Origin of the sequence: Paraburkholderia aspalathi, from assembly GCF_900116445.1 — a bacterium.
Taxonomy (GTDB): Bacteria; Pseudomonadota; Gammaproteobacteria; order Burkholderiales; family Burkholderiaceae; genus Paraburkholderia; species Paraburkholderia aspalathi.
The window spans coordinates 1-21470 of record NZ_FPBH01000058.1; the positions used below are offsets into that span (position 1 = coordinate 1).

19 protein-coding genes and 1 pseudogene are annotated in these 21470 nt (G+C 60.3%); 8 read left to right on the forward strand and 12 right to left on the reverse strand.

All coding sequences use genetic code 11. The features are described 5' to 3' along the window. Positions 1 to 402 precede the first annotated feature (402 nt). Both BM438_RS42820 and BM438_RS45815 read right to left on the reverse strand, forming a co-directional pair. Positions 403 to 1401, reverse strand: a pseudogene (locus BM438_RS42820) (transposase); the annotation flags it as partial. A gap of 40 nt (positions 1402 to 1441) precedes the next feature. Further along, the gene (locus BM438_RS45815; RefSeq protein ID WP_167378548.1) at positions 1442 to 2131 is read right to left on the reverse strand and encodes a GlxA family transcriptional regulator; all 690 of its coding nucleotides are present in this window, start codon (positions 2129 to 2131) and stop codon (positions 1442 to 1444) included. Between the two features lie 226 nt (positions 2132 to 2357). Here BM438_RS45815 and BM438_RS45820 point away from each other — a divergent pair, with 226 nt between their 5' ends. From BM438_RS45820 to BM438_RS42850, 6 genes are all read left to right on the forward strand, one after another. After that, entirely contained in the window at positions 2358 to 3002 is a 645-nt protein-coding gene (locus BM438_RS45820; protein WP_167378549.1) for an alpha/beta fold hydrolase, read from the forward strand. Between the two features lie 62 nt (positions 3003 to 3064). Next, positions 3065 to 3451 (forward strand): alpha/beta fold hydrolase, encoded by a 387-nt coding sequence (locus BM438_RS45825; protein WP_167378550.1) that lies wholly within the window; start codon positions 3065 to 3067, stop codon positions 3449 to 3451. A 117-nt stretch (positions 3452 to 3568) separates the two neighbouring features. Further along, a complete protein-coding gene (locus BM438_RS42835) occupies positions 3569 to 3829 on the forward strand; it encodes an aldo/keto reductase (RefSeq protein WP_093647331.1) in 261 nt (86 codons plus the stop codon). After that, entirely contained in the window at positions 3822 to 4913 is a 1092-nt protein-coding gene (locus tag BM438_RS42840) for an alpha/beta fold hydrolase (protein WP_093647333.1), read from the forward strand. The genes BM438_RS42835 and BM438_RS42840 overlap by 8 nt, the downstream gene beginning before the upstream one ends. A gap of 148 nt (positions 4914 to 5061) precedes the next feature. Then, positions 5062 to 5946: an NmrA family NAD(P)-binding protein gene (locus BM438_RS42845; RefSeq protein WP_093647335.1), complete on the forward strand. Its 885-nt coding sequence runs from the start codon at positions 5062 to 5064 to the stop codon at positions 5944 to 5946. Positions 5947 to 6192: 246 nt separating this feature from the next. Further along, complete coding sequence (locus tag BM438_RS42850; RefSeq protein ID WP_143131867.1) at positions 6193 to 6552, forward strand: hypothetical protein; 360 nt, start codon at positions 6193 to 6195, stop codon at positions 6550 to 6552. A gap of 68 nt (positions 6553 to 6620) precedes the next feature. Here the strand turns inward: BM438_RS42850 and BM438_RS45225 are convergent, their stop codons facing one another. The 6 genes from BM438_RS45225 to BM438_RS42875 form a co-directional block, all read right to left on the reverse strand. After that, positions 6621 to 6815, reverse strand: a complete 195-nt coding sequence (locus BM438_RS45225) for a hypothetical protein (protein WP_143131868.1) — start codon at positions 6813 to 6815, stop codon at positions 6621 to 6623. Between the two features lie 42 nt (positions 6816 to 6857). Continuing rightward, complete coding sequence (locus BM438_RS42855) at positions 6858 to 7391, reverse strand: MarR family winged helix-turn-helix transcriptional regulator (RefSeq protein WP_054041336.1); 534 nt, start codon at positions 7389 to 7391, stop codon at positions 6858 to 6860. A 169-nt stretch (positions 7392 to 7560) separates the two neighbouring features. Then, positions 7561 to 8367, reverse strand: coding sequence for an oxidoreductase (locus BM438_RS42860; RefSeq protein WP_093647339.1), 807 nt, complete (start codon positions 8365 to 8367; stop codon positions 7561 to 7563). Positions 8368 to 8398: 31 nt separating this feature from the next. After that, a complete protein-coding gene (locus tag BM438_RS42865) occupies positions 8399 to 11536 on the reverse strand; it encodes an efflux RND transporter permease subunit (RefSeq protein ID WP_093647341.1) in 3138 nt (1045 codons plus the stop codon). Continuing rightward, on the reverse strand, positions 11533 to 12648 hold the full coding sequence (locus tag BM438_RS42870; protein ID WP_093647343.1) for an efflux RND transporter periplasmic adaptor subunit: 1116 nt from the start codon (positions 12646 to 12648) through the stop codon (positions 11533 to 11535). The genes BM438_RS42865 and BM438_RS42870 overlap by 4 nt, the downstream gene beginning before the upstream one ends. 83 nt (positions 12649 to 12731) lie before the next feature. Continuing rightward, a complete protein-coding gene (locus tag BM438_RS42875) occupies positions 12732 to 13349 on the reverse strand; it encodes a TetR/AcrR family transcriptional regulator (protein ID WP_093647345.1) in 618 nt (205 codons plus the stop codon). A 76-nt stretch (positions 13350 to 13425) separates the two neighbouring features. On the opposite strand from BM438_RS42875, the gene BM438_RS42880 reads away from it, so the two are divergent. Continuing rightward, positions 13426 to 14886 (forward strand): efflux transporter outer membrane subunit, encoded by a 1461-nt coding sequence (locus tag BM438_RS42880; RefSeq protein ID WP_093647347.1) that lies wholly within the window; start codon positions 13426 to 13428, stop codon positions 14884 to 14886. A 301-nt stretch (positions 14887 to 15187) separates the two neighbouring features. Here the strand turns inward: BM438_RS42880 and BM438_RS42885 are convergent, their stop codons facing one another. Then, on the reverse strand, positions 15188 to 15961 hold the full coding sequence (locus BM438_RS42885) for an SDR family oxidoreductase (protein ID WP_093647350.1): 774 nt from the start codon (positions 15959 to 15961) through the stop codon (positions 15188 to 15190). Between the two features lie 358 nt (positions 15962 to 16319). On the opposite strand from BM438_RS42885, the gene BM438_RS42890 reads away from it, so the two are divergent. Beyond that, positions 16320 to 17201, forward strand: coding sequence for a LysR family transcriptional regulator (locus BM438_RS42890; RefSeq protein ID WP_093647351.1), 882 nt, complete (start codon positions 16320 to 16322; stop codon positions 17199 to 17201). Positions 17202 to 17536: 335 nt separating this feature from the next. On the opposite strand, the gene BM438_RS42895 is transcribed toward BM438_RS42890, so the two are convergent. The 3 genes from BM438_RS42895 to BM438_RS42905 all read right to left on the reverse strand — a co-directional run bounded on the left by BM438_RS42895 (position 17537) and on the right by BM438_RS42905 (position 21465). Further along, entirely contained in the window at positions 17537 to 19507 is a 1971-nt protein-coding gene (locus BM438_RS42895; RefSeq protein ID WP_093647352.1) for a lytic transglycosylase domain-containing protein, read from the reverse strand. 768 nt (positions 19508 to 20275) lie between these two features. Then, a complete protein-coding gene (locus BM438_RS42900; protein ID WP_093647354.1) occupies positions 20276 to 20884 on the reverse strand; it encodes a hypothetical protein in 609 nt (202 codons plus the stop codon). Positions 20885 to 21111: 227 nt separating this feature from the next. Then, entirely contained in the window at positions 21112 to 21465 is a 354-nt protein-coding gene (locus BM438_RS42905) for a RidA family protein (protein WP_054041348.1), read from the reverse strand. Positions 21466 to 21470 lie beyond the last annotated feature (5 nt).

The following is a 21470-nucleotide window of genomic DNA, read 5'->3' on the forward strand; positions in this document are numbered from 1 at the left end:
GCTATCTGCGCGATCCTCTTCATCCGCGGCGCCAGCCCGCGCGTTGAGCGGACCACCAAATCGCCGCAACGCCGCCCGGCGCGCTTTTCAATCGCGGAGTAACGGCGATCAGCCTGCCAATACGGCCGCGGCCACTTCTTCGCCCTCACCCGAATTGCTTCCTTCGTTAAGTGATTGTCGTGAAGGGCAACACTCAGCAAACGCCGTGCTGCGGATACTCCGCGACGGCGAGGCAGACGAACACGAGGGGCGGTAGCCTCCATAGCCTAGCTGTCAGCTTGCGGCCGATTCTGTTGAAAAAGTCGCGTTTTGGTTTGGGGCGCGGGTTTTTGGCAGTACGTTTCGAGTTGGAGAGTTCAGCGAGACGGCGGTCTTGCAACGTGCGATGCGCTCCGTTTCTCGTCATGTAGCTGCCTGGTTTGTCTGCTTACCTTCAGGCATGAGCCATTTGGCCATTCTTCGCAGATTTTGCGCAGTTGCTGCCATCAGAAACTCATCATGCGCACCGTTTGGACCACGCAGTCGCAAGCGATCGAGTTTGAGGATGCGCTTGAGGTGAGCGAAGAGCATTTCCACCTTCTTTCGCTGCCGGCGCGACTGTTTGTATTCCGGGGTCGCCGCGATGCGCCTCGCTTCATCACGTGCGGCTTCATGGATGCTGCGCACGACTTTGCGAAACTGCGTATTCGGGCAACATCGATCCTTCATCGAACAGCCGTCACAGTCCATCTGGCTCGCTCGGTACACGATGGTGTCGGCTTTCGTGACGTGTGTGCGGGGATTCCCGAATGAACGCCAGTCGCTACGTAGCGCGTTCCCCGCAGGACATCGATACTCGTTGGCCTGCTCATTCCAGATAAATTCGCTGCGGGAGAACGTATTGTCCTTACGCGTTGTTTTATCCCAGACCGAGACGTGTGGCTCAATTTGTTTCTCTTCAACCATCCAGCCGAGCAGCGCTGCTGTGCCGTATGCGGTGTCACCTACCAGTCGGCGAGGCTTCAGGTCCCGTTGGTGTTCAACACGATTGATCATTGTCCTGGTTGATTCGACCTCTTGTGACCGGTTCGCCGGCGTCGCTTCAACATCCACAATGATCCCTGCCTGCAGATCAATCAGGTAATTCGTCGAGTAGGCAAAGAACGCGGGACCACCCGGTGCGGCCGTCCATCGTGCAGAAGGATCGGTCAGGGATATCTTCTTAGGAGGCGTTGGTGAGGCTGCTGGCTCGGACGTATCTGCCTCCACCGGATTGGTTTGTTCCAGTGCCTCAAGATATTCCCGCACAGCGCGGCTTCGCCCCTCGACACGTCCCCAGTCGATAGGCTCTGTTCCCGGCACTCCGCGCGCAGGACTCGCGTCCGCCTTGATAATGCTTGCGTCAATCGCGAATCCCTCACCCTAGCTGTCATGAGCACGGCGCACGGTCCAGAATTTCGCATCAATCGCTGTCTACCGTCAGTGGGGTGTGCAAATTGCTTTTCGCGTAGACCAGCGCGGTTTGTATCCGGTCAGTTTTTGCATCGAGGTCCAGCAGTGTGGAGTGCTGTAGCTGTCCGCCGGCACGTCGATGGAACATGACCATTCGCTTGGCGACAATTTGCGCTACCTTTGCACCAAGATCTCTTTCCACCATCGAAACCGCAAGATCGGTCCCCGCAGTCATGCCCGCGGATGTCCATACTGGACCATCCACGATAAATATCCGATCTTCTTCGACTTTGACTTTCGGATACGTCGTCTGCAATTCGCGCGCGTGTGCCCAGTGAGTCGTGGCACGCCGATCGTCCAGAACGCCGGCTTGAGCCAAAAAGAACGCACCCGTGCACATTGAGGCAACGCGCCGGGTGTTTTTCACCGCGCCTCTTAAATATTCAATCAGCGCGGCGCTCGCCGGGTACGCGCCAGTGATGACGCCGCCGATGATCACCGTATCGAACCCACCTTCAGCGAAACTATCCGTCATGACGGAGTATCCGAGAGAACTTTGAACCGGCCCACCGCTTTCAGATATCAGACGTATCTCGTAGTACGGCTCCTTGGTCAGTCGGTTTGCGAGCTCAAACACTGTTAGTCCGCCGAAAACCATGACCTGGAAGCCTGGAACGACGATGTAGCCAATGCGCAGCATGATAGGTCCCGGAAAATAGCAGGACATAACGTTACGTCCTGCGCGCTGGCGCCTGGCGCGAGCCGTCGCCTGCTGAGCTGTGATTCTAACCAGCGATCCCGATGCCGATAAGAGTGGCCGCGCCAGCATGGCCAGAATTGTCGGAAATACGTCCCTCCTGCCTCGTTGAGGGCTTCTACCATTAGCGGATTCCCGAGTCTCACATCGGACCAATCGAGAAACCCCTATGGAAAGCAACCTCTCTGGAACAGTGTCTATTCCTGCACCCTCTATCTCGCGCCGCGCGTTCCTCGCGAGCGGGACGGCCTTTGGTGCAAGCCTGCTGCTGGATCGCGGGGCGCAGGCGCAAAGTCCTGGAACCGGCGGCGTACCGGGTATCAAGGAGTACGACGTCAATACCAATGGCATCACCATGCACGTAACCGAACAGGGAGATGGGCCAGCCGTACTCTTCTGCCACGGGTTTCCGGACACTTCCTACACGTGGCGCCGGCAGATGAAAGCGGTGGCGTCTGCCGGATATCGGGCAATTGCTCCCGATATGCGCGGCTACGGACGCAGTTCGGCGCCGACGGACCCAACCTTGTACACGCCACTGCAAACGGTCGGCGACCTGGTTGGCCTGCTCGATGCGTTGAAGATTCCAAGCGCTGTCCTTGTGGGTCATGACTGGGGTGCAACGCATGTGTGGCAAGCAGCGTTGATGCGTCCCGATCGATTCAAGGCCGTGTTCTGTCTGAGCGTGCCATTCGTTCCTCGTGGGGATGTCAGCGTCTTCGAGAAGATGCGCAGGTCCGGCCACCAGGATGATTTCTACATGTTCGAACAGATCCGGCCAGACGCCGATCAGATCTGGCCGACGCCACGGTGACCATTCCAGGAATGCTGTACTGGGCATCGGGCTCCGCTCCCGCAGACAAGCGGTGGAGTCCGATGGATCCGGCACGCAGCCTTCACCGTGCGGCCCCCGGACCGTTACCGTCATGGGCGGAGCCTGATTACGTCGCTTATAACGTGGCGGAATTTCAGCGCACCGGCTTTCACGGTGCCCTGAACTACTATCGGGCCGCTGAACCGTACTTCTACCTGTCCGCTCCTTGGAAGGGCGCCAGGATTACCCAGCCTTCATTTTTCATCTGGGGGAAGGCGGATGGCTTGAAAGAGCTTTATCCGCTGACCATGGACCAGATGCGCTCCGGCGTTCCCAGTCTCATTGGCGGTCTCGAACTCGACAATGTGGGCCACTGGGTACAACACGAAGCCCCTGATGTGGTCAATGAGCAACTCGTGAAGTTTCTGCAAACCGTAACGACCACCTGACTCGCGCTGGGATTGATACGAGGAAGGGACATCTATCCTGCGTGATGGCACCCGATCCCACGCACTTTGCAGCAGCCGCGCCGGCAAGAACTACATCCAACTGAAACGGATTTAACGATGGTGACAGGCAAAAGCCCCGTGTACAGGTTGAACAATGGAATCGAGATGCCCGCATTCGGACTTGGGGTGTTTCGTAGCGAGCCTGAGAAGACCGTAGCTGCGGTCAGATCGGCAGTCGCAAACGGATACCGGCTGATCGACACCGCTGCGGCCTATATGAACGAGCAGCAGGTTGGGGAAGGTATCTATGTCAGCTATGTCACGCCGCACTCTGCTCGCCAATGGAACCGCCTTTGGTGCAAGTCTGTTGATGAGTAAGACAGCTTTTGGGTCTGGGTCTGGGTCTGGCGCTGCCGGCGGCACGGTAGTCGTCGGTGCCAGTGCAGATAACGTCCCTAACCTGACCGTGCATACCTTCAGCTCGCCGCGCCACACAACGCGCTACCTGGCGGCTGGCCCGGCCGATGGGCCGTTGATGATTCTCCTCCATGGCTGGCCCGAGATCGGCCTGATGTGGCGCGCGCAGATCGAGGCGTTCGCATCCGAAGGCTGGCGCTGCGTTGCACCGGATATGCGTGGCTATGGCGGCTCATCGGCGCCGGCCGCTTCCGAGGCCTATGCCTTGAACGAGATCGTCCACGACATGGTCGAACTGCACGACCATTTGGGGGCACGCCCGGCAATCTGGGTTGGCCACGACTGGGGAAGCCCGGTGGCCGGAGCGCTCGCTGCGCACCACGGGGCGCGCAGTCGCGGCGTGGTGCTGATCTCAGTCCCTTACTTTCCGGAGGGCTTCGCGCTGCCCAATCTCGTGCCGCTGATCGACCGTCAGTTGTACCCTGCGGATCAATATCCGGATGGGCAGTGGGATTACTTCCGCTTTTACCTGACGCACTTCAGTCAGACGGTTAGCGATTTCGAGGCGGACACCCCGGCAACGCTCGCGTCGCTCTATCGGCGCGGCAATCCTGCGTCTGTCGGCCAGGTCTCTCCGTCCGCCTTGATCACAAAAAACGGCGGGCGTTATGGCTCGGCGCATCGCGCCCCGGCGACGCCGCCTGATCCAGCGCTCTGGACGCCCATCGACTTTGACGCGCTGGTCGATGCGTTCGATGTCAGTGGTTTCCGTTCGGTCAATGCCTGGTACCTGAACGACACCGCCAACATTGCATACGCGCGCACAGCGCCGAAAGGCGGCCAGCTACGCCAGCCCGTTTTGTTCGTCAACGGTGATTGGGACGCAATCTGCGACATCAACCGCAGTCGCCTCGGAGAACCCATGCGCAGCGCCTGTGCCGACCTTTCCATAACGAACCTGCCCGCTGGCCACTGGCTTCCGCTTGAGCGCAAGGCTGAGCTTGTCCAAGCGATTCGTGCGTGGCTTAAGACAAGCGGGTTGTAGCGGGTGGACCGGCCGGGTGAACGTTTCCCGGTCGAAGTGAACCAGTTCGTCGATTGGCTGAGGCAAAGCTTCCTCGCATGAGGTTAATCAAGCACCCCGACGTGCCACAGATCCAACAGCCCTTTCCCTACAGCGTGGAGTGTTCGAAATGTCTGATAAGAAAATTTTTGTTGCCGGAGCGACAGGCGATACCGGTGGAGCAGCTACCGAAGCACTTGTAGCGGCCGGTGAAAAGGTACGCACGCTGGTGCGGAAGGAGGACCAACGTTCGGAACGACTGAAGTCGCGTGGAGTCGAGGTTTTGGTCGGTAACCTTTCCAGTCTGGACGACGTGGCACAAGCTCTCGAGGGCATTTTTTCCGCGTACTTTGTCTATCCAATCGAAGCAGGGGGAATACAGGCGAGCGTCTATTTTGCTCAGGCGGCCCGGGAGGCTGGAATCGGCGGGATCGTGAACATGTCGCAAATTTCCGCTCGCAGGAACGCAACGAGTCACGCCGCACGTGACCACTGGATCTCGGAGAGGGTATTTGACTGGTCGGGAATCCCGGTCACCCACATTCGCCCGACGTTCTTCGCACAATGGTTAACTTATCCCGGCCAGGTTGCAAACGTCAAAAAGGACGGAACGTTGAGGCTGCCCTTTGGTAACGGGCGTCATGCACCGATTGCAGCCGAAGACCAGGGGCGCGTCATCGCTGCGATTCTTCGTGATCCAGCTCCTCACGCTGGCAAGGTCTACCCGCTATACGGCCCCGTCGAGATGAACCACCATCAGATTGCTGATGAAATGAGCAAGGTTCTGGGCCGGGAAGTGAAGTACCAGCCGATTGACCTCGATATGTTCGAAAAGCGTTTGAATACCGATTCGAAATTTAGCGATGCATTTTCACAGCATCTCCTGTCTGTCGCTGTCGACTATCAAAATGGCGTTTTCGCCGGTACCAATACGCTGGTCGAGGAACTAACGGGCACCCCGCCCATGACCGTCGAGGCGTTCATCCGGAAGCACGTGGCGGTCTTCGCAGACTGACGGTCTAGTCCTGCCCTCGAAAGAAGCTGCTCGCGATTGTCTGGACTTGCGTAGGACGCTTCGTGAGCAGGTATCCCGATCACCAGAGAACGCATGAAGTAGTTGGCACTGAGCGCAAAGTGCGAACCCTTCCGGTTCCAATACCCGCGATATATGACGTAGTTGATTCTGAATCGGATTCGAAACTTTGACCCGAGAGAGCGGACTGTGCATACGGCCGCTACCGAATGCAAAGGAGTCGTTCCTGTGGCGGCGCCGACTGGCAGTTCCGGGTCAATGCTGGTGAAAAATGCTGGAGGACACTCCGATTTCATGGGTTGCTTTGTGAGTGGGTATGCAGAGGCATGCGAGCGTATTCGCGCGACGCTGCTCGACGCTCCGCCTGAGAACGGAAAGCGTGTGCTGCTTTACATCTGCCCAGAGTGCGGCGATGTTGGCTGCGGCGCATATTCGGCCCTCGTGCGGCGCGATCGCGAATCCTACGTCTGGGAAAATTTTGCCTACCAGGTGGGCGAATATGATTCGACGTCACTTGAGGCAGTTGGACCGTTTGTTTTCGAATTAAGTCTATATAAAGCCGGTTTGCTCAATGCGTCACGATTTTGACGGACCCGAATAGGTGTGAGGCCCCAGTCGGCCACCAAGAGTCATTCGCCGGCAGCGTCGATTGGACATCAAGGCGATCGCTGCACACCGGCAACCGGCCGTTTGATAGGTGTTGCTGAAAGACTCGGGCCGACAATGCGCGCTTCCATCGGCTCGCACCAAGCCCGGTAGGTCTCTTCGAGCTGATGGTCACGCGACTGCCCCTTCGCGCCGATTCCCCCGTGCTCCGAACTGGATTGACGCGGCCGACGTATGTCAGTCACGATGATCCTCCGGGCTGTCGGGCCGTCTTGTAGTTCACCAGGCTAGTCATTGCGCAGCAGCAGTCGAGATTCCGGGCGAGCAGGAGCGCCGCTGGCGTCGTTCAGGTCGTCGAGCCTTTTCAAATCCCGAATCACGTGGAAACGATCACGCATTGAATCAAGATCAATCAGTCTCAAAAACGCAAAGGTATCCTGATAAGCTCGCATCCAGGGGCTCATTGCGGAAGCCACAGCTTTTCGTCCCTCGGTCGTCACGGCGAGCTGACGTGTCCGCCGATCTCCCTTGTGGGTGATCGATGAGATGAGCTTGCGACGGAACAATGGTGCCAGATTGGCCGACAGGTTCGATCGGTCCATTGCCAGTTCTGCTGCCATGTCGCCGAAAACCATTGGTTCGCGTAGATGTAGCAAGGCGAGCATACAAAACTGGGATGCGTTGACGTCGGTATCCCGCAGCGCTTCGTCGAAATGAGCCCATAAAGCGCGCATTGCGCGCTGGGCGAAAAAATGGTTGAGCGCGAGAGCGGAGATTTCTCCGATTGCGAGCATCGACGACTCGAAATTCTGACTTTCCATATGTGCGGTTCCGGGTGCGTACGGGCTCGGTTGCAAAGAGTTCCGTGCTGCTGCGGGCCGTGGTTGAAAGGCGCCGAAGTTGTCATGACCATGGACGGCTGAAGCTAATCACTCGTCGGCGCAGGGCAGGCCCGCGAACGTGATGCACGTTGCGGCGGGAGAGAGGATTTCACGCGAGCCCGAATGTTTTCCTCAAGCTTGCATCCACGGGGCCGGAGGGCATGAAGCGCCGCAATTTGCGCAACAGGGATGCTTCGCCGGCCGGCGTGCGACGCATACGCCAGGTACCGAGCGCCGCTTCAACGATTGTCTTCGCTACGCCGTCGGGCGCGGGGGCGCCATTGACACTGTTGACGACTGCACTTGATGCAAGGACCCGCTCGCGATCATAGTCGGCGATCTTCGAACTCACCTCCGGTGCATTGACATCGAGATTTGTGCGGGTAAAGGACGGCTCGACCAACGATACTCGGATACCGAACTGGCGCACCTCATGATCCAGGGTCTCGGTCAGCCCTTCGACGGCATGCTTGGACGCGGAGTAGAGTCCCATGTAGGGGGCGGGCAAGAACCCGAGCACCGAACTGACATTGATGATCCTTCCGCCATGTTGTGCACGCATATGGGGAAGTACTGCCTGCGTCGTGCGCAGAATGCTGAAGACGTTGGTATCGAACAGCGACAAGGCCTCGGCAGCCGAAGTTTCCTCCACGGCACCGATCAGGCTCGTTCCCGCATTATTGACGAGGACGTCGATTCGCCCGGTGCATTCGATGACGGACTGGATTCCGGCCTGGACCGAAGCATCGTCGCGAACATCCATCTCGACAAGCTCGACTCCGGAGATAGGCACCGCTTTTGCAATGCTGCGCACTGTGCCAAACACGCGGCAATCTCGCCTCGTAAACCTCTCGGCGGTGGCGCGTCCGATACCCGATGACACGCCGGTCACAACGACAACCGTGGAATGCGACATGAAAAGCTCCGTTTGGTGATTTGATGGTGTTTCAACGCGCGTCGAGCGCATCCTGGGTCATCGGTTCGGAGCGCGAAGACTGGTGATTCCGGCTCTTGTGCGAACCCACAGGGCTGCCGGGGCGGATCCTGAACCAGATCGCGAACATGGCCGGTAGGAACACCAGCGTGAGAATCGTTCCGGCTAACGTGCCGCCGATCAGCGTGTAGGCGAGGGTTCCCCAGAACACCGAATGCGTCAGCGGGATGAATGCCAGGATCGCCGCCATGGCCGTGAGAATCACCGGGCGCGCCCGCTGCACAGTGGCTTCGACGACCGCATGGAACGGATCCAGCCCGGCATGTTCGTTCTGGTGAATCTGCCCGATCAGGATCAGCGTGTTGCGCATCAGGATGCCCGAGAGCGCGATGAGACCGACCAGCGCATTGATGCCGAACGGCTGCCGGAACAGGATCAATGTCGGAACGACGCCAATGAGGCCGAGCGGACTCGTCAGGAACACCATCACCATCGCCGAGATCGAGCGAACCTGGAGAATGATGATGATCAGCGTGATCGCCAGCATGATCGGGAACAGCGGCAGCATCGCAGTCGTCGCTTTGCCCGATTCCTCGATGGAGCCAGCCTGCTCGATCCGGTAGCCGGTCGGCAGCTTCGCGATGATCGGCTGAAGCTGCCTGGTGATTGCCGTTGATACGTCCGGTGGCTGCAGATTTTCGGCAATGTCGCCACGTACCGTGATCGTCGGCACGCGGTCGCGCCAGCGCTTGATCGGCTCCTCCAGCCGCACGTCGACCTTGCCGACCTGCGACAGCGGAATGCGCTGCCCGTTGGCGCCGGCTAGCGTTAAGTCGCCGAGCCGGGCAGGGTCGAGACGCACATCGCCGGCCGAGCGCGCGATCACCTGCACGGTTCGGATATCCTCACGCACGGCGGTGACAGACACGCCGGTGAGCAGGAACTGCAGCTGTTGCGCGACGGCGCTGGACGTCAATCCCACCGCCTGCAAACGATCCTGCTGCAACGTGAAGTGCAGCGTCGGTGAGCGCGTGCCCCAGTCCGTGTTGACCGTGCGCATCATCGGACTGGCCTCCATCACCTGCTGGACTTGAGCCGCGATTCCACGCAGTTTGTCCGGGTCCGGACCGGTGACGCGATAGGCGACCGGGAACGGCGAATATGGCCCGAACACGAGTTGCGTGACGCGCACGCGCGCTTCGGGCACAAGACCATCGGCGATGGCTCGCCTCAGTCGCGCCTTCAGTGCATCGCGCGCCTCCTGACTGTCCGTGCGGATCACGATCTTTGCGAACGACGGATCGGGCAGTTCCGGTCCCATCGCCAGGAAAAAGCGCGGTGCACCTTGCCCGACGTACGCGGTGACGATCCTGGCGTCCTTCTGTTCAGACAACCATGCCTCCACCTTTCGCGTGGCGATGCTGGTCTGCGAAATCGATGTGCCGTAGGGCATCTGCACTTCGACCAGCACTTCGGGGCGATCGGAGATCGGGAAGAACTGCTTCTTGACCACACCCATACCGAGGATGGCCAGGGCAAAGAGGCCAACGACCGAACCGGCGACCAACCATTTGCGCGCGATCACGCGCGTCAGCAACTGGCGGAAGCGGTTGTAGCGCGGCGTGTCATAGATCGCGTCATGCCCACCTTCGACCTTTTTGAAGTCGGGCAGCATCTTCACGCCGAGGTAGGGCGTGAAGAACACGGCAACGACCCAGGACGCGATCAGTGCAATGCCGACTACCCAGAACATATTGCTGGTGTATTCGCCCGCGGTGGACCGCGCGAAGCCGTTGGGCATGAAGCCCACGGCCGTCACCAGCGTGCCCGACAGCATGGGGGCGGCAGTGTGGCTCCAGGCATAGGCAGAGGCGGCCACACGGCTGTAGCCTTCCTCCATTTTCACCACCATCATTTCAATAGCGATGATCGCGTCGTCCACCAGCAGGCCCAGCGCCAGGATCAGGGATCCCAGCGTGATGCGATCGAAGTTCTTGCCTGTCGCGGCCATCACCACGAACACGATGGCCAGCGTCAACGGGACAGCGGCGGCAACCACCAGGCCTGCGCGCCAGCCCATGCTCACGAAGCTCACGAGCATGACCACCAGCAGGGCGACAAAAAACTTGAGCATGAACTCGTCGACCGCCGAATGAATGTTGACGGCCTGATCGGTGACCTTTGTCAGGCTCATGCCCAGCGGCAGCCCGGCGTTGATTGCGCCGACCTCGCTGTCCAGTGCCTTGCCGAGATCGAGCCCGTTCCAGCCGTCGCGCATCACGATGCCCAGCAGCAGCGCGGGCTCGCCGTCGTTGCGGATCATGAATGTCGCCGGATCTTCATAACCGCGCTCGACGGTGGCAATGTCCGACAGTTTCAGCGTGCGGCCCTGCACGACGACCGGCGTGTCGCGGATCTTCTGCAGGTTGTCAAAGGCGCCGTCCAGGCGAATGAACACCTCTGGACCTTTGGTCTCCACGGAGCCGGCCGGCGTCAGGGCGTTCTGGCCATTGAGCGCGGCGAATACGTCCTGCGGACTGACACCGAGCGTTGCCAGCCGGTCATGCGAGAACTGGACGTAGATGCGCTCGGCCTGCTCGCCGATGATATTGACCTTCTTCACGCCCGGCACATGCAGCAGCCGTTGCCGCAGCGTCTCGGCATCGCGCACGAGCAGCCGTTGCGGTTCGCCCCGGGCTTTCAGTGCGAAGAGCGCAAACGTGACATCAGCATATTCGTCATTGACCATCGGCCCGATCACGCCAGCCGGAAGGTTAGCTGCTTCGTCGCCGATTTTTTTCCGGGCCTGGTAGAACTCCTCCTGCACTTCCGACGGCGGTGTGCTGTCGAGCAACGTCAGCGTTGTGTATGCCAGGCCAGGTCGTGTGTAGGTTTCGGTCCGGTCGTACCAGCGCAGCTCCTGCATGCGCTTTTCGATCTTTTCGGCGACCTGGTCGTGCATTTCCTGCGCAGTGGCCCCCGGCCATACGGTGATGATGGTCATCACCTTGATTGTGAACGCCGGGTCTTCGGCGCGACCCAGCTTGAAGAACGACAGGAGCCCGGCTAGCGAGATCAGGCAGATCAGGAACAGGGTGATGGAACGCTCGCGCACGGCGAGCGCCGACAGATTGAATCGGCCTTCGCTCACGGACGTGCTCCTTCGTTTGCCATCGCGACGGCCTGGCCGGACACGCGGACCTGCTCGCCTTCGCGCAGCAACTGGGCACCGAGCGCAATGACGCGATCGCCTTGCTTCAACGCACCGGACACGCGCGCGCTGTCGTCGTCCAGGTGAAGGACCGTCACCGGCTGCCATGCAACCCTGGCCGGCTCGCCGTTGGCGATCCACACGCCGGGCCCTTTGCCCGCGTCGAGCACCGCGCCGATCGGCACCTGCATGCCGCCTTGGAGCGCCACGCGTGCGTCCGGTATCTCGATCGTGACGGTTGCACCTAGCGGCGCGTCGGCGAGCGCGTCCTGCAATACATAACGCGCTTCGAATGTGCGGGTACGCGGATCCGCCGTATCCGAGAGCTGGCGCAGCGTGGCTGGCACGCTGACGCCGCTGTTGCCGAACAGGGTCGCATGGGCGACCGAACCGATGGCGGGGCGCAGAGTTTCCGGTAGTTGGATCACGGCCTCGCGGCGCCCGGCATGGGCCAGGCGCACCACGGGCTGTCCGGCGCTGACGACCTGGCCCGGTTCGGCCAGCGTTTCCATCACGACGCCATCGCCGTCCGCGGCCAGATTGGCGTAGTCCGTCGCATTGCGCGCCACGTCGGCGTCGGCCTGGGCCGCGCTGAGCTGCGCCCTGGCGGCATCGGCGGCCGCCTTGGCCTGGTCGTAGGCCGAAGCCGAGATCGCACCCGTGCCGCGCAGGTCGCGATAGCGCTCCTCATCCTGCGCGGTCTGCTGCGCCCGCGCCCGCGCGGCGGTGACCGCCTCCTGCCGGGCCTGCGCGGCAAGCTTGAGATCGATGGGATCGAGGCGCATCAGCAGCTGGCCGCGTTTGACGGTTTGGCCGGTATCCACAAGCCGTTCCAGCACCTTGCCGGAAACACGGAAACCCAGGTCGCTTTGCACGCGAGCCGCGACAGTCCCCGTAAACGAACGGGCTGCGGGGACGGCGCTCTGAACGATGGCCGTGCGCACCAGCGGCACCTCGGTGCGCGGATCGGACGGTGCTTTTTCGCCGCAGGCCGCTAGCGCAAGCGGCAGCGCACAGGCGAGTGCGGAGGTGGCGAAGCGACGCGAGAACATGAAAGTCCCATCGATGAAGTGATGACGGCTTTCATTATGGTTCTAGTGACCAAATTAGTCAAGAGTCACTAGTGTTGATCGCGTCAGGGCGACAGACTTCGGAGAACCAGGCTGGACAGCTGCGCAGGCGCGACATCGGTGGTGTCGCGGTTGTACTGCAGGAGTAGCGGGTTGAGGTACGGGCGCAGCACCAGGTAGATTGCCATCGCGGTTTCGTCCAGCGGCGTCTTGCGTTCGAAGTCTCCGCTTTGCCGACCTTCCTGCAGAACTTCCTGGAGCAGCTTCTGAACACGTGCCTCATAGGCTTGCACCGCCTGCCAGTTTTCCGTGGCGGCCGATGCTGCGATTTCGTATAGCTTGCGGTCCCGGAAAAACAGCCTGAGGCTCGCTTCGGTAAAGACCTTGAAGATCCGTCGCAGCTTCTCCGGCGGCAGATCGGTCTCTGCGACGGCTGTCCGGACCTCGCTTTCGATTTCGCGCAGGCAGTTGACGCAGATCATCTCGCCAATGGCCTGCTTGGATTCGAAGAACTTGTAGATGTAGGCCTTGGAAAACCCGATCGCCCTGGCAAGGTCAGAGACCGTCGTTTTCTCGTAGCCATACCGGCTGAAGTGCTCGGTGGCGGCGGCAACGATCTGGTCCCGCACTTCGTGATCAGCCGGGCCACGCGCGGGGGCGGAGGAAGTGGTGGTGTTTTTCATGGGCATAGCATACAGGAATGGACAACGAGTGACTATTTGGTATTATAGTCACATCCGGAACTTCGCTAAGACGCTCATGCTACCCAAACACCTCCTTGCTGCGGTCATTGTCGCCAGCCTCTCGGCGGCCTGCGCTGTCGGCCCCGACTATGTCCGGCCCGATGTAGCCATGCCGGACCATTTCCAGGGCCAGGCTGCGGTAGATCACCGGCAGGCGGCGGCGAGCGCAGACCTGGTCACGTGGTGGACGGGTTTCGGCGATCCGCAACTGACGCGATTCGTCGCGCTTGCGCTGGAGCAGAACCTCGACCTCGCGCAGGCATCCGCTCGCGTCGTGCAGGCGCGTGCAGGACTTGGCGCGGCGAATGCCGCGCTGCTGCCTTCTGGCAATGTTAGTGGCCAGGCGGCCCGGGTCTACCAGTCGGTTGAAACTCCGCTGGGACGCGTCCTGAACTCAACGCCTGGTTTCGATCGCTACGGCAACGACTACGAGGCCAATTTCAACGCGAGCTGGGAACTGGATGTGTTTGGTGGCCTGCGTCGCGGGCGGGAAGCGGCAGTTGCCGATTATCAGGCTTCAGAGGCCGGCGAGATGGCCGCGCGCCTGGCTGTGGCAGCGCAGACGGCCGACATCTACATCACCATTCGTGGATTGCAGGCTCGTCTGCAGGTGGCCCGCAAGCAGTTGCAGACGCAGCAGGATCTGCTCTCGACCATCAAGCTTCTGTATGGGAAAGGCCTGGCGGCCGACCTTCAGGTGAGCCAGGCTGAAGGCGCGCTTGCGCAGGTTCAGGCGTCCATCCCGGTCCTCGAGGCGGGGCTGGATGCGGCGATGAACGCGCTGGATGTGATGCTGGGCTCACAGCCCGGCACGCATCGGGCGGAACTCATCGAGGGCGGCGATATCCCGGCCGCCCCGCGAATCGCAGGCACCGGATCGCCTGGCGAGTTGCTCAGGCGTCGGCCCGATCTGATCGTGGCCGAGCGCCGCCTTGCTGCATCGAACGCGCGTATCGGCGTGGCAGTCGCTGAGTATTACCCCAAGCTGTCACTCAGTGGACTGATCGGGAGCGCCACTTCAGTGGCCAGCGGCAACCTGTTCAGTAGCGGCGCCGGTCAGGCCGCTGGCGTGCTGGGGCTGCGCTGGCGTCTGTTCGATTTCGGCCGCATCAATGCCCAGATCAATGAGGCCAAAGGCCAGGACGCCGAGATGCTCGCCGCGTACCGGCTTGCCGCATTGCACGCAACGGAGGACGTCGAGAATTCTTTCTCTGCACTCGTGAAGCGCGAGGAGCAGGCCGCCGTTCTCGCGCAGGGTGTGAGCTCGCTCGGCCGGGCGCGAGCCGCCTCGTTTGCGGCCTACCAGAAAGGTGTCGTCAGCCTGATCGAAGTCCTGCAGGCCGATCAGAACTTGCTGAGCGCATCCGACGAGCGGGTGCAGGCGCAAACAGAATCGGCGCGCGCAGCGATCGCCGCATTCAAAGCGCTCGGCGGGGGGTGGCAACCCGCCGATCCTCAGGCCGTTGCAAGCCGATAGCACCATCACCGTGGGCCGGCTGCAGCCGGCCCGCTCGTTTGCAGAGGCTTCCTCCGACAGTCGGGACGCTGTTTCCGGCGCCTGCCGACGCGCAGTGCGCACGACGGGCAAGTGACCGTTGGTAATTCGAGAACGGCCACAACTAGTGCAATGACCTGACTGAAGGAAACGGATCCGCAAAGCGGCCCTGTCCGTTATCGATCGATAGTGCCGTAGAGCTAATGTTTCATGGCCTCGATGCGGGCGGCCGCGGTCGCTGCGCTACCTTCCTTGACCGGAGCTAAAGAAGCCGTGATTCTCGTTAGAAAACGCTGGGAACCAGGTTCTCACCACCTGATACCTCGATGACGGTGCCGGTTACATAACGGTTGATCATCAGGAACAGCGCAGCGTGTCCAATATCATCTGCTGTGCCTGCGTGTCGCGCCGGAAAGGACTCACGTACTTTTGCTCTCAATGCCTCGCGCTCGTTATCGGACATGACGCGCCACAAGTTTGTGTCGACATAGCCGGGACGTATCGTGTTAACTCGAGTAGGGGCTAGTTCGAGTGCGAGTGAGCCCGATAAGGATTCCACCGCGACAAACGCAGAGGTGACAGCGCTGAAGCCGCTCTTATGTCGCGCTGCCAAGCCACCGGTAAGGAAGGTAATCGAGCCGCCGGCTCTCAGGTGGGGCGCTGCATAACGCGCACAGGCCCAACTGCCGAGGAACTTATTTTCTATATAGCTTCGGACGCCGCGCATATCGTCGTCCATGAAAGTCCCCCAGGTCCCCAAATCGGGCCCTGCTGTGACGGCGAGATGGTCGAATGGTCCTATGTTGTCAAAGGCCTTTCTCACCGCTGCCTCATCGCAGATATCCAAGGTCACCTGTTCGAAATTAGCCAAATCCCGACGTTCCTCCGCCGAGGTGATACGCCGACTTGCGACCATCACGGACGCACCCGCTGCATACGCCGCTTGCGCAATTCCAAGGCCAATTCCTGTTTTCCCGCCAACCACCACCACTTTTTTTCCTGAGAGGCTCAGGAAGGGCGATGACGAATGTTCTCGATGATTTATTGCGGTGCTCATGGCTCTAGTCCTATTTGATCAGTAGTTTCGTTGTTGATCCAGGAAGCGCCGCAACTTATCGACCAAAAAATCGATGAGCGGCGTTCCTTCCAACAGGGGTTTCAAGGTGCTCGATGGGCTTGGGCGGCTGTGACGCATTGTTTTGGTAAAAAACGTGTTGCCACGCCAGCTTCTGCTGTCGTTCGACCGATTGATCGGGCACGCATCGATACTAATTTGGTCGGTTAAGATTGATAATGGGCAAATATTTCATAGGTACCATTCTTTGAAAGAATAGGTCGATCTGCCCCCCGGGAGGTCCGCAGTCGATTCCTGGCAAGGTTCATGCGGGCCCCGCCAAGCTCGCCAAGGAAATGGAATGGATCGATTTCATGAATTGACCGCTTTCATCACGGTTGTAGAAGCGGGTGGTTTTTCCGCTGCCGCGCGCCGGCTTGATGATTCGCAATCTGGAATGAGCAAATCCATCAGTGCATTGGAGAAGCGGCTCGGTGTGCTGCTTTTAAACAGGAGCACGCGCAGTGTGACGTTGACCGATCAAGGGCGAAAATACTATGACCGTATCAAGCCGCTTCTCGAGGAAATGGACGAAGCGGACGGGGAGCTAACCAGCAGCTCGCTGGAAGTCTCCGGTCTTGTCAGGATCGCTGCGCCCTCTACATTTGGCCGGCTTCATGTCCTTCCGCTGATCCCACAATTGTTGGCACTTCATCCGAAGATCAAGTTGGATCTTGGTCTTTCGGACAGCGTCCGAGATCTGCTTGCGGACGGGATCGATTTAGCGATTAGAGTCGGTCCTGTGCACGATCCGGATGCGGTGGTGAAACGGGTGACGGGCACTTCATTGGTATGTGTTGGGTCTCGCCGTTATTTTGCTCGACACGAGGCGCCCACGGTCCCGGAGGATCTTGTCAATCACAATTGTCTTGTCTACGACGAGATGACGAATTGGGCTTTTGGCGGCCCAAAAGGAGAATTTAGCGTGCCCGTGAGCGGTAATCTTTCTTCGAACAGTATGGAGACGATTCTTTCCGGGGTGCTTGCTGGTATAGGCATAGGCATGTTTTCCCGGGCGTCGTTGGTAGGTGAACTCCAGCATCCAGACATCGTTACCGTGCTCGATCCGTTTATGAATGAAGCGAGAGACGTCAGCCTCATCTGGCCAAAGCGTAGGTTTGTACCAGCCCGTGTGCGGCTGGTAACTGATTTCTTCGTGACGACGCTCTCTCAGCGTGTTTGAGCACCATGTGGCAAATAGCCCATGACGATTTCCGTTCATGCGAAGGGATGGTCAAGTTAGCGACTGAACGGGTAGGCCCCCGCATTCGCACCGATCCGACTGGCCCTTGAACAACCCCAAAGCGGACATATGCCTCTCGAGTGCGAACGACCGTCTCCGTCGTTCAACTGTCATCCGGCTTGATCTGAGAATGGCCGTCGTACTCCGAACGCGGATGCCCTCCACATTCTGGCAATACTGCTCGAAAGACATGGCGACTGATCGTTATACAGTGTCGCGTATGCAGCCGCACTTACTGCACCCGAGCGATCCACGGATCAGCGTCGCGGACGATATCATCGGGGCTCGATTTGGCCAAGCCGCTCAGTCAGCGATTGCGGGTGGCCATCAAACAGCGCCGCGTAGTAAACCGTGTTCGACAATACATTCTTGACGTAGTCGCGGGTTTCGTTAAACGGAATTGTCTCCGCGAAAATCGCGCCTTCCACCGGTCGCGGCAGGTTGGCCTGCCACTTACGCGGGCGCCCAGGGCCGGCGTTATAGCCGGCGGTCGCGAGCACGGCAGAACGGTCAAGCTGGTTGTAAATCATCGATAGATAGGACGTGCCAAGCAGGATGTTCGTGTCGATGTCGTTCATCCTGGCCCGCGAGATCGTACCGAGCCCGATCTTCCTCGCGACCATGTCAGCGGTGTTCGGCATCACCTGCATCAGGCCGCCCGCGCCAACCTCCGAGCGCGCATTGATAATGAAGCGCGACTCCTGGCGAATGAGGCCATACGCCCATCCGACGTCGAACCCGGTGGACCGCGTATCGCGCTCGACAATCGTGCGGAATGGCGCCAGGTAGCGCAGCGAAAAATCATGTTCCGTCTGCGTCCTGTCGGCAGTGCTCACAGCCCGGTCATAAAGCTCGATGCGACGCGCGTACTCGGCGACTGCGAGCAGTTGTCGGTCAGTCATGCCGCGTAGCTGCCAGTTCCACTCACGGTTGCCTTCCGTACGCAGGTGCAGCGCGTAAAAGCGTTCTGCCAGCTCGAAGCCTGGTGTCCGGCCAGCCCGCTCAACTTCTTCGTCGGTCACCTTGGTCTGCGGCGGGATCACGATCTGCCGGCCGAGCGCCTCGGAGGCCAACTGGCCATAGAAGGTGTAGTTACCCGCGATCGTTCGGAATTCCTGGTCGGCTGCCGCTACCTCGCTGCTCTGCTTCAACGCGCGCGCGTACCAGTAGACCCATGCTGGCTGTGCGCGCAGCGCGGCCGGCATCTGCTCGATCGACCAGCGCACCATTGTCCAATCCCCGGCCAGCAGCGCGCTGCGCGTGCGCCACTCGTAGGCCTGACTCGACAGGGGCGCGTTCGCCGAGAGCCGGTACCAGTTCACCGCGCCCGGTAGCTGCCTGAGCACCGCCTGATAGGCGATCGTGCCCCAACCGATAGCCCGTTCTGCCAGGGTGAGCGACGGTGCGATTGCGGTGAAGGTGGCCTCGGCGGCCTCCGGATCGCCGACCGCCAACTGTGTGATGGCGAGCAGCGCGAGTTGATGGGACGCTGCGTCCAGCTGGATGCCTTTCGCGAGCAACAGGCGTGGCTGGTTCGTCGCCTGCTCGAGGAGCCGCTGATCCGGGCGCGCCGCGCCCAGCGCATCGACCAGTCTGCCGCCTGTCGTCCTCGCGCCCTGTTCATAGGCCTGGCGAATCAGCTGCCACCCATCGTCCGGAGTGAACTGCTGGTTACGGACGAGCGCGGTGATCAGATCGACGCAGCCGTCACCGTACCAGTTCGGCTCGACGAGCAGCGCCCGCGCCGCGTTGGCCACATTTTCGCCTCGCGTGGCACGGGACTCGAGCGCATAGCACTTCACCTGCGTGTCGTCGTCCAGGACGAACTTTGAATATTGCGAATCGAAATCGTGCCAGTCGTGGCGCGCCCCGAGCACGCGAAGGTAGTCGTTGCGCAGACGGTCGGCAATCGCCTGTCCGTCGTAGCGTTGCAGAAATGACAGCACCGGTGCGTCCGGCGCGTCGAGATTCGCATGCCCCGCGCCGGTGAACAGACGCGGCTTGATCTGGAAATAGCTGAGATAAGCCGGCGCCGGATAATTCGGAATCAAGCTTGCCAGGTGCGCTGCGCGCGCGGGATCGTTGTCGCGTGCAGCGTCATGCAACTTGATGAAAATCTGATCGTCGGCGGACAACGAGGTGAACGGGGTGGGATGTCTGGCTAGCACCGTGCCAGACATGACCAATGTCACGGCGGCAAGGGCAAGGCCGACCGTGCGAGACACCCGGTGAAGTCGTGTGGACATCGCTGTTTTCTCGTTGTTTCAGTGCAGAACATTGAACCAAAGCTTAGGCCGCTACCCGGCGAAGCGAAGCTTCGAAAAAGACAGGACTCAACCCGCAATTCAGCTCTTTGCGAGCCGGATGCCTGGGACACGTCGGCACTTGCGTGTCCGCTGTTTCGTAGCGTGGGCCGGGAGCTGGATTCGGCCATGCGATCCAGAAGGTCTTGAACGCGGCGTTGGTCGATCTGGCCGGGATGCTCGCTTCTGGGTGGTTTTGGAGCGGAGGGTCGTCAAAGAGCAGCGAGGACTAAATGAAACGGGCACCCACCTGGGTGGAGATTCCTCCGCTTGTGTCGAGAAAGACTCTTGACTGACCAGCGCGGCTAGAGCTCACGAGTGCTGCGAGTGAGGTGGTTGTTGGACCCAACCACGGTAGCCAGGCAGCGAGCGCGGGGGGCACGGCCGAGACCTTGGCTAGTCGGATGGAAGTCGAGATCGACGAACGTGGCCGAGTTTGTGATCTACATCGTCAAAGGCCGTGACGTTCGAAGCAAATCCATATACGACCGCTTTGCGCGCTGCGTCCGTATTTAACGGAGCACGGTAGTCTGCGACGATAGACGGCCAATTGCAGCGGTTCGCTCTCGTCGGCGCGTGGTCATTCGACCGGCGATTCAGCTTTGGTAAGAGACATTGAGACGGCCGAGCGTCGAGCGGCAGAGAAGGGTCGACCTTAGCCAGTCGCCGTCCGGCTCAGTGCGGCCAGGAGCGGTCAATGGACACGGTGGCCTAGCCCTGCTTAATAGTGACGGGCTGTCCCTGCGAGGAGGCCCACTCTCTAAGTGCCACCAGCGGTTTGTCATCGGTGCGATAGGCCTTCACACGTGCGATTCGCCGAGCGTCGTTCGTCGACACCAACTCCGCAACCCACCAACTGTTATCGGGGCGGACGAAAGCCGTGAATTTCTTTTCGCCTGCAGTCACCAGCCAGTAACCGGTCATCGCATCGCGCGCGAGGCGGAGCGCCTCCGACACGGCATTCGCCGCCTTCGTCATGGCCACGAACGCCGTGCCGGGTATATCTTGGCGGGTCGTGCCGTTGACCGTGAGGGTGAGGGTGACCCGCACCTCGTCCAAATGGTCGATCCAGCCGATCCTGAGCCCATCAACGCCCCCGCTGTCCATGGGTTTCCAATGCGCGTCGGCAAGGGCCGGCAGTAGCGCGTACAGTTCGACGGCCGAGACCATCTGTCCGTCGCGCAGGGTGTCCAGTGTCACCGACGGACGATCGGGATCCGCAAGGCTGAGCACAAGCGAGGCACGCGTACCGGGAATTGCCAGATAGAAAGAGTTCCCGTTGGGACTGGTCTGGACGGGGCCAAAAGCAGTAAGGGTCATGGTTTGGGGACAAAGGGGGCAGATGTAGCATTATCCCTTGCGCGAACGGCTGCTCTCGGTAAATCCGAAGGTCCCCTGTGGGTCCACTGCACACAAACGCATTGAGCAGCCAGCCGGCCACTCAATGCACTCACCGGCGCGCTCGCCTGCGGAACTCGCTTCCAACATTTCCGTAGGCCAGTCGACCAGCGAAGAGCCGAACCAGCCTGAGGCACTAACAGCGCACCTCAAGCAAGCGCCACGACAGCAATCTCGACAAGCAACTCGGGCGCGGCCAATTTCGCCTGCACTGTCGCACGTGTTGGTGCGCAGCCTTGTGGAACCCATGCGTCCCATACTTCGTTCATACCGGCGAAATCGCGGCTAATGTCCGAAAGCCAGACCTGCGCGGAAACCAGACGCGTCCTGTCGATGCCAGCTTTCTCCAGAAAGCCGTCGATCTTCTCCAGTACTTTCGCGGTCTGAACCTTCACGTCGGGTGCGTGATCGGCCGACGTCTGGCCGCCAACGAACACGAGGCCACCGGCTTTGACGACGCGGCTCATACGCTGATTGGTTTCGATACGAACGATATCGGTCATGAACA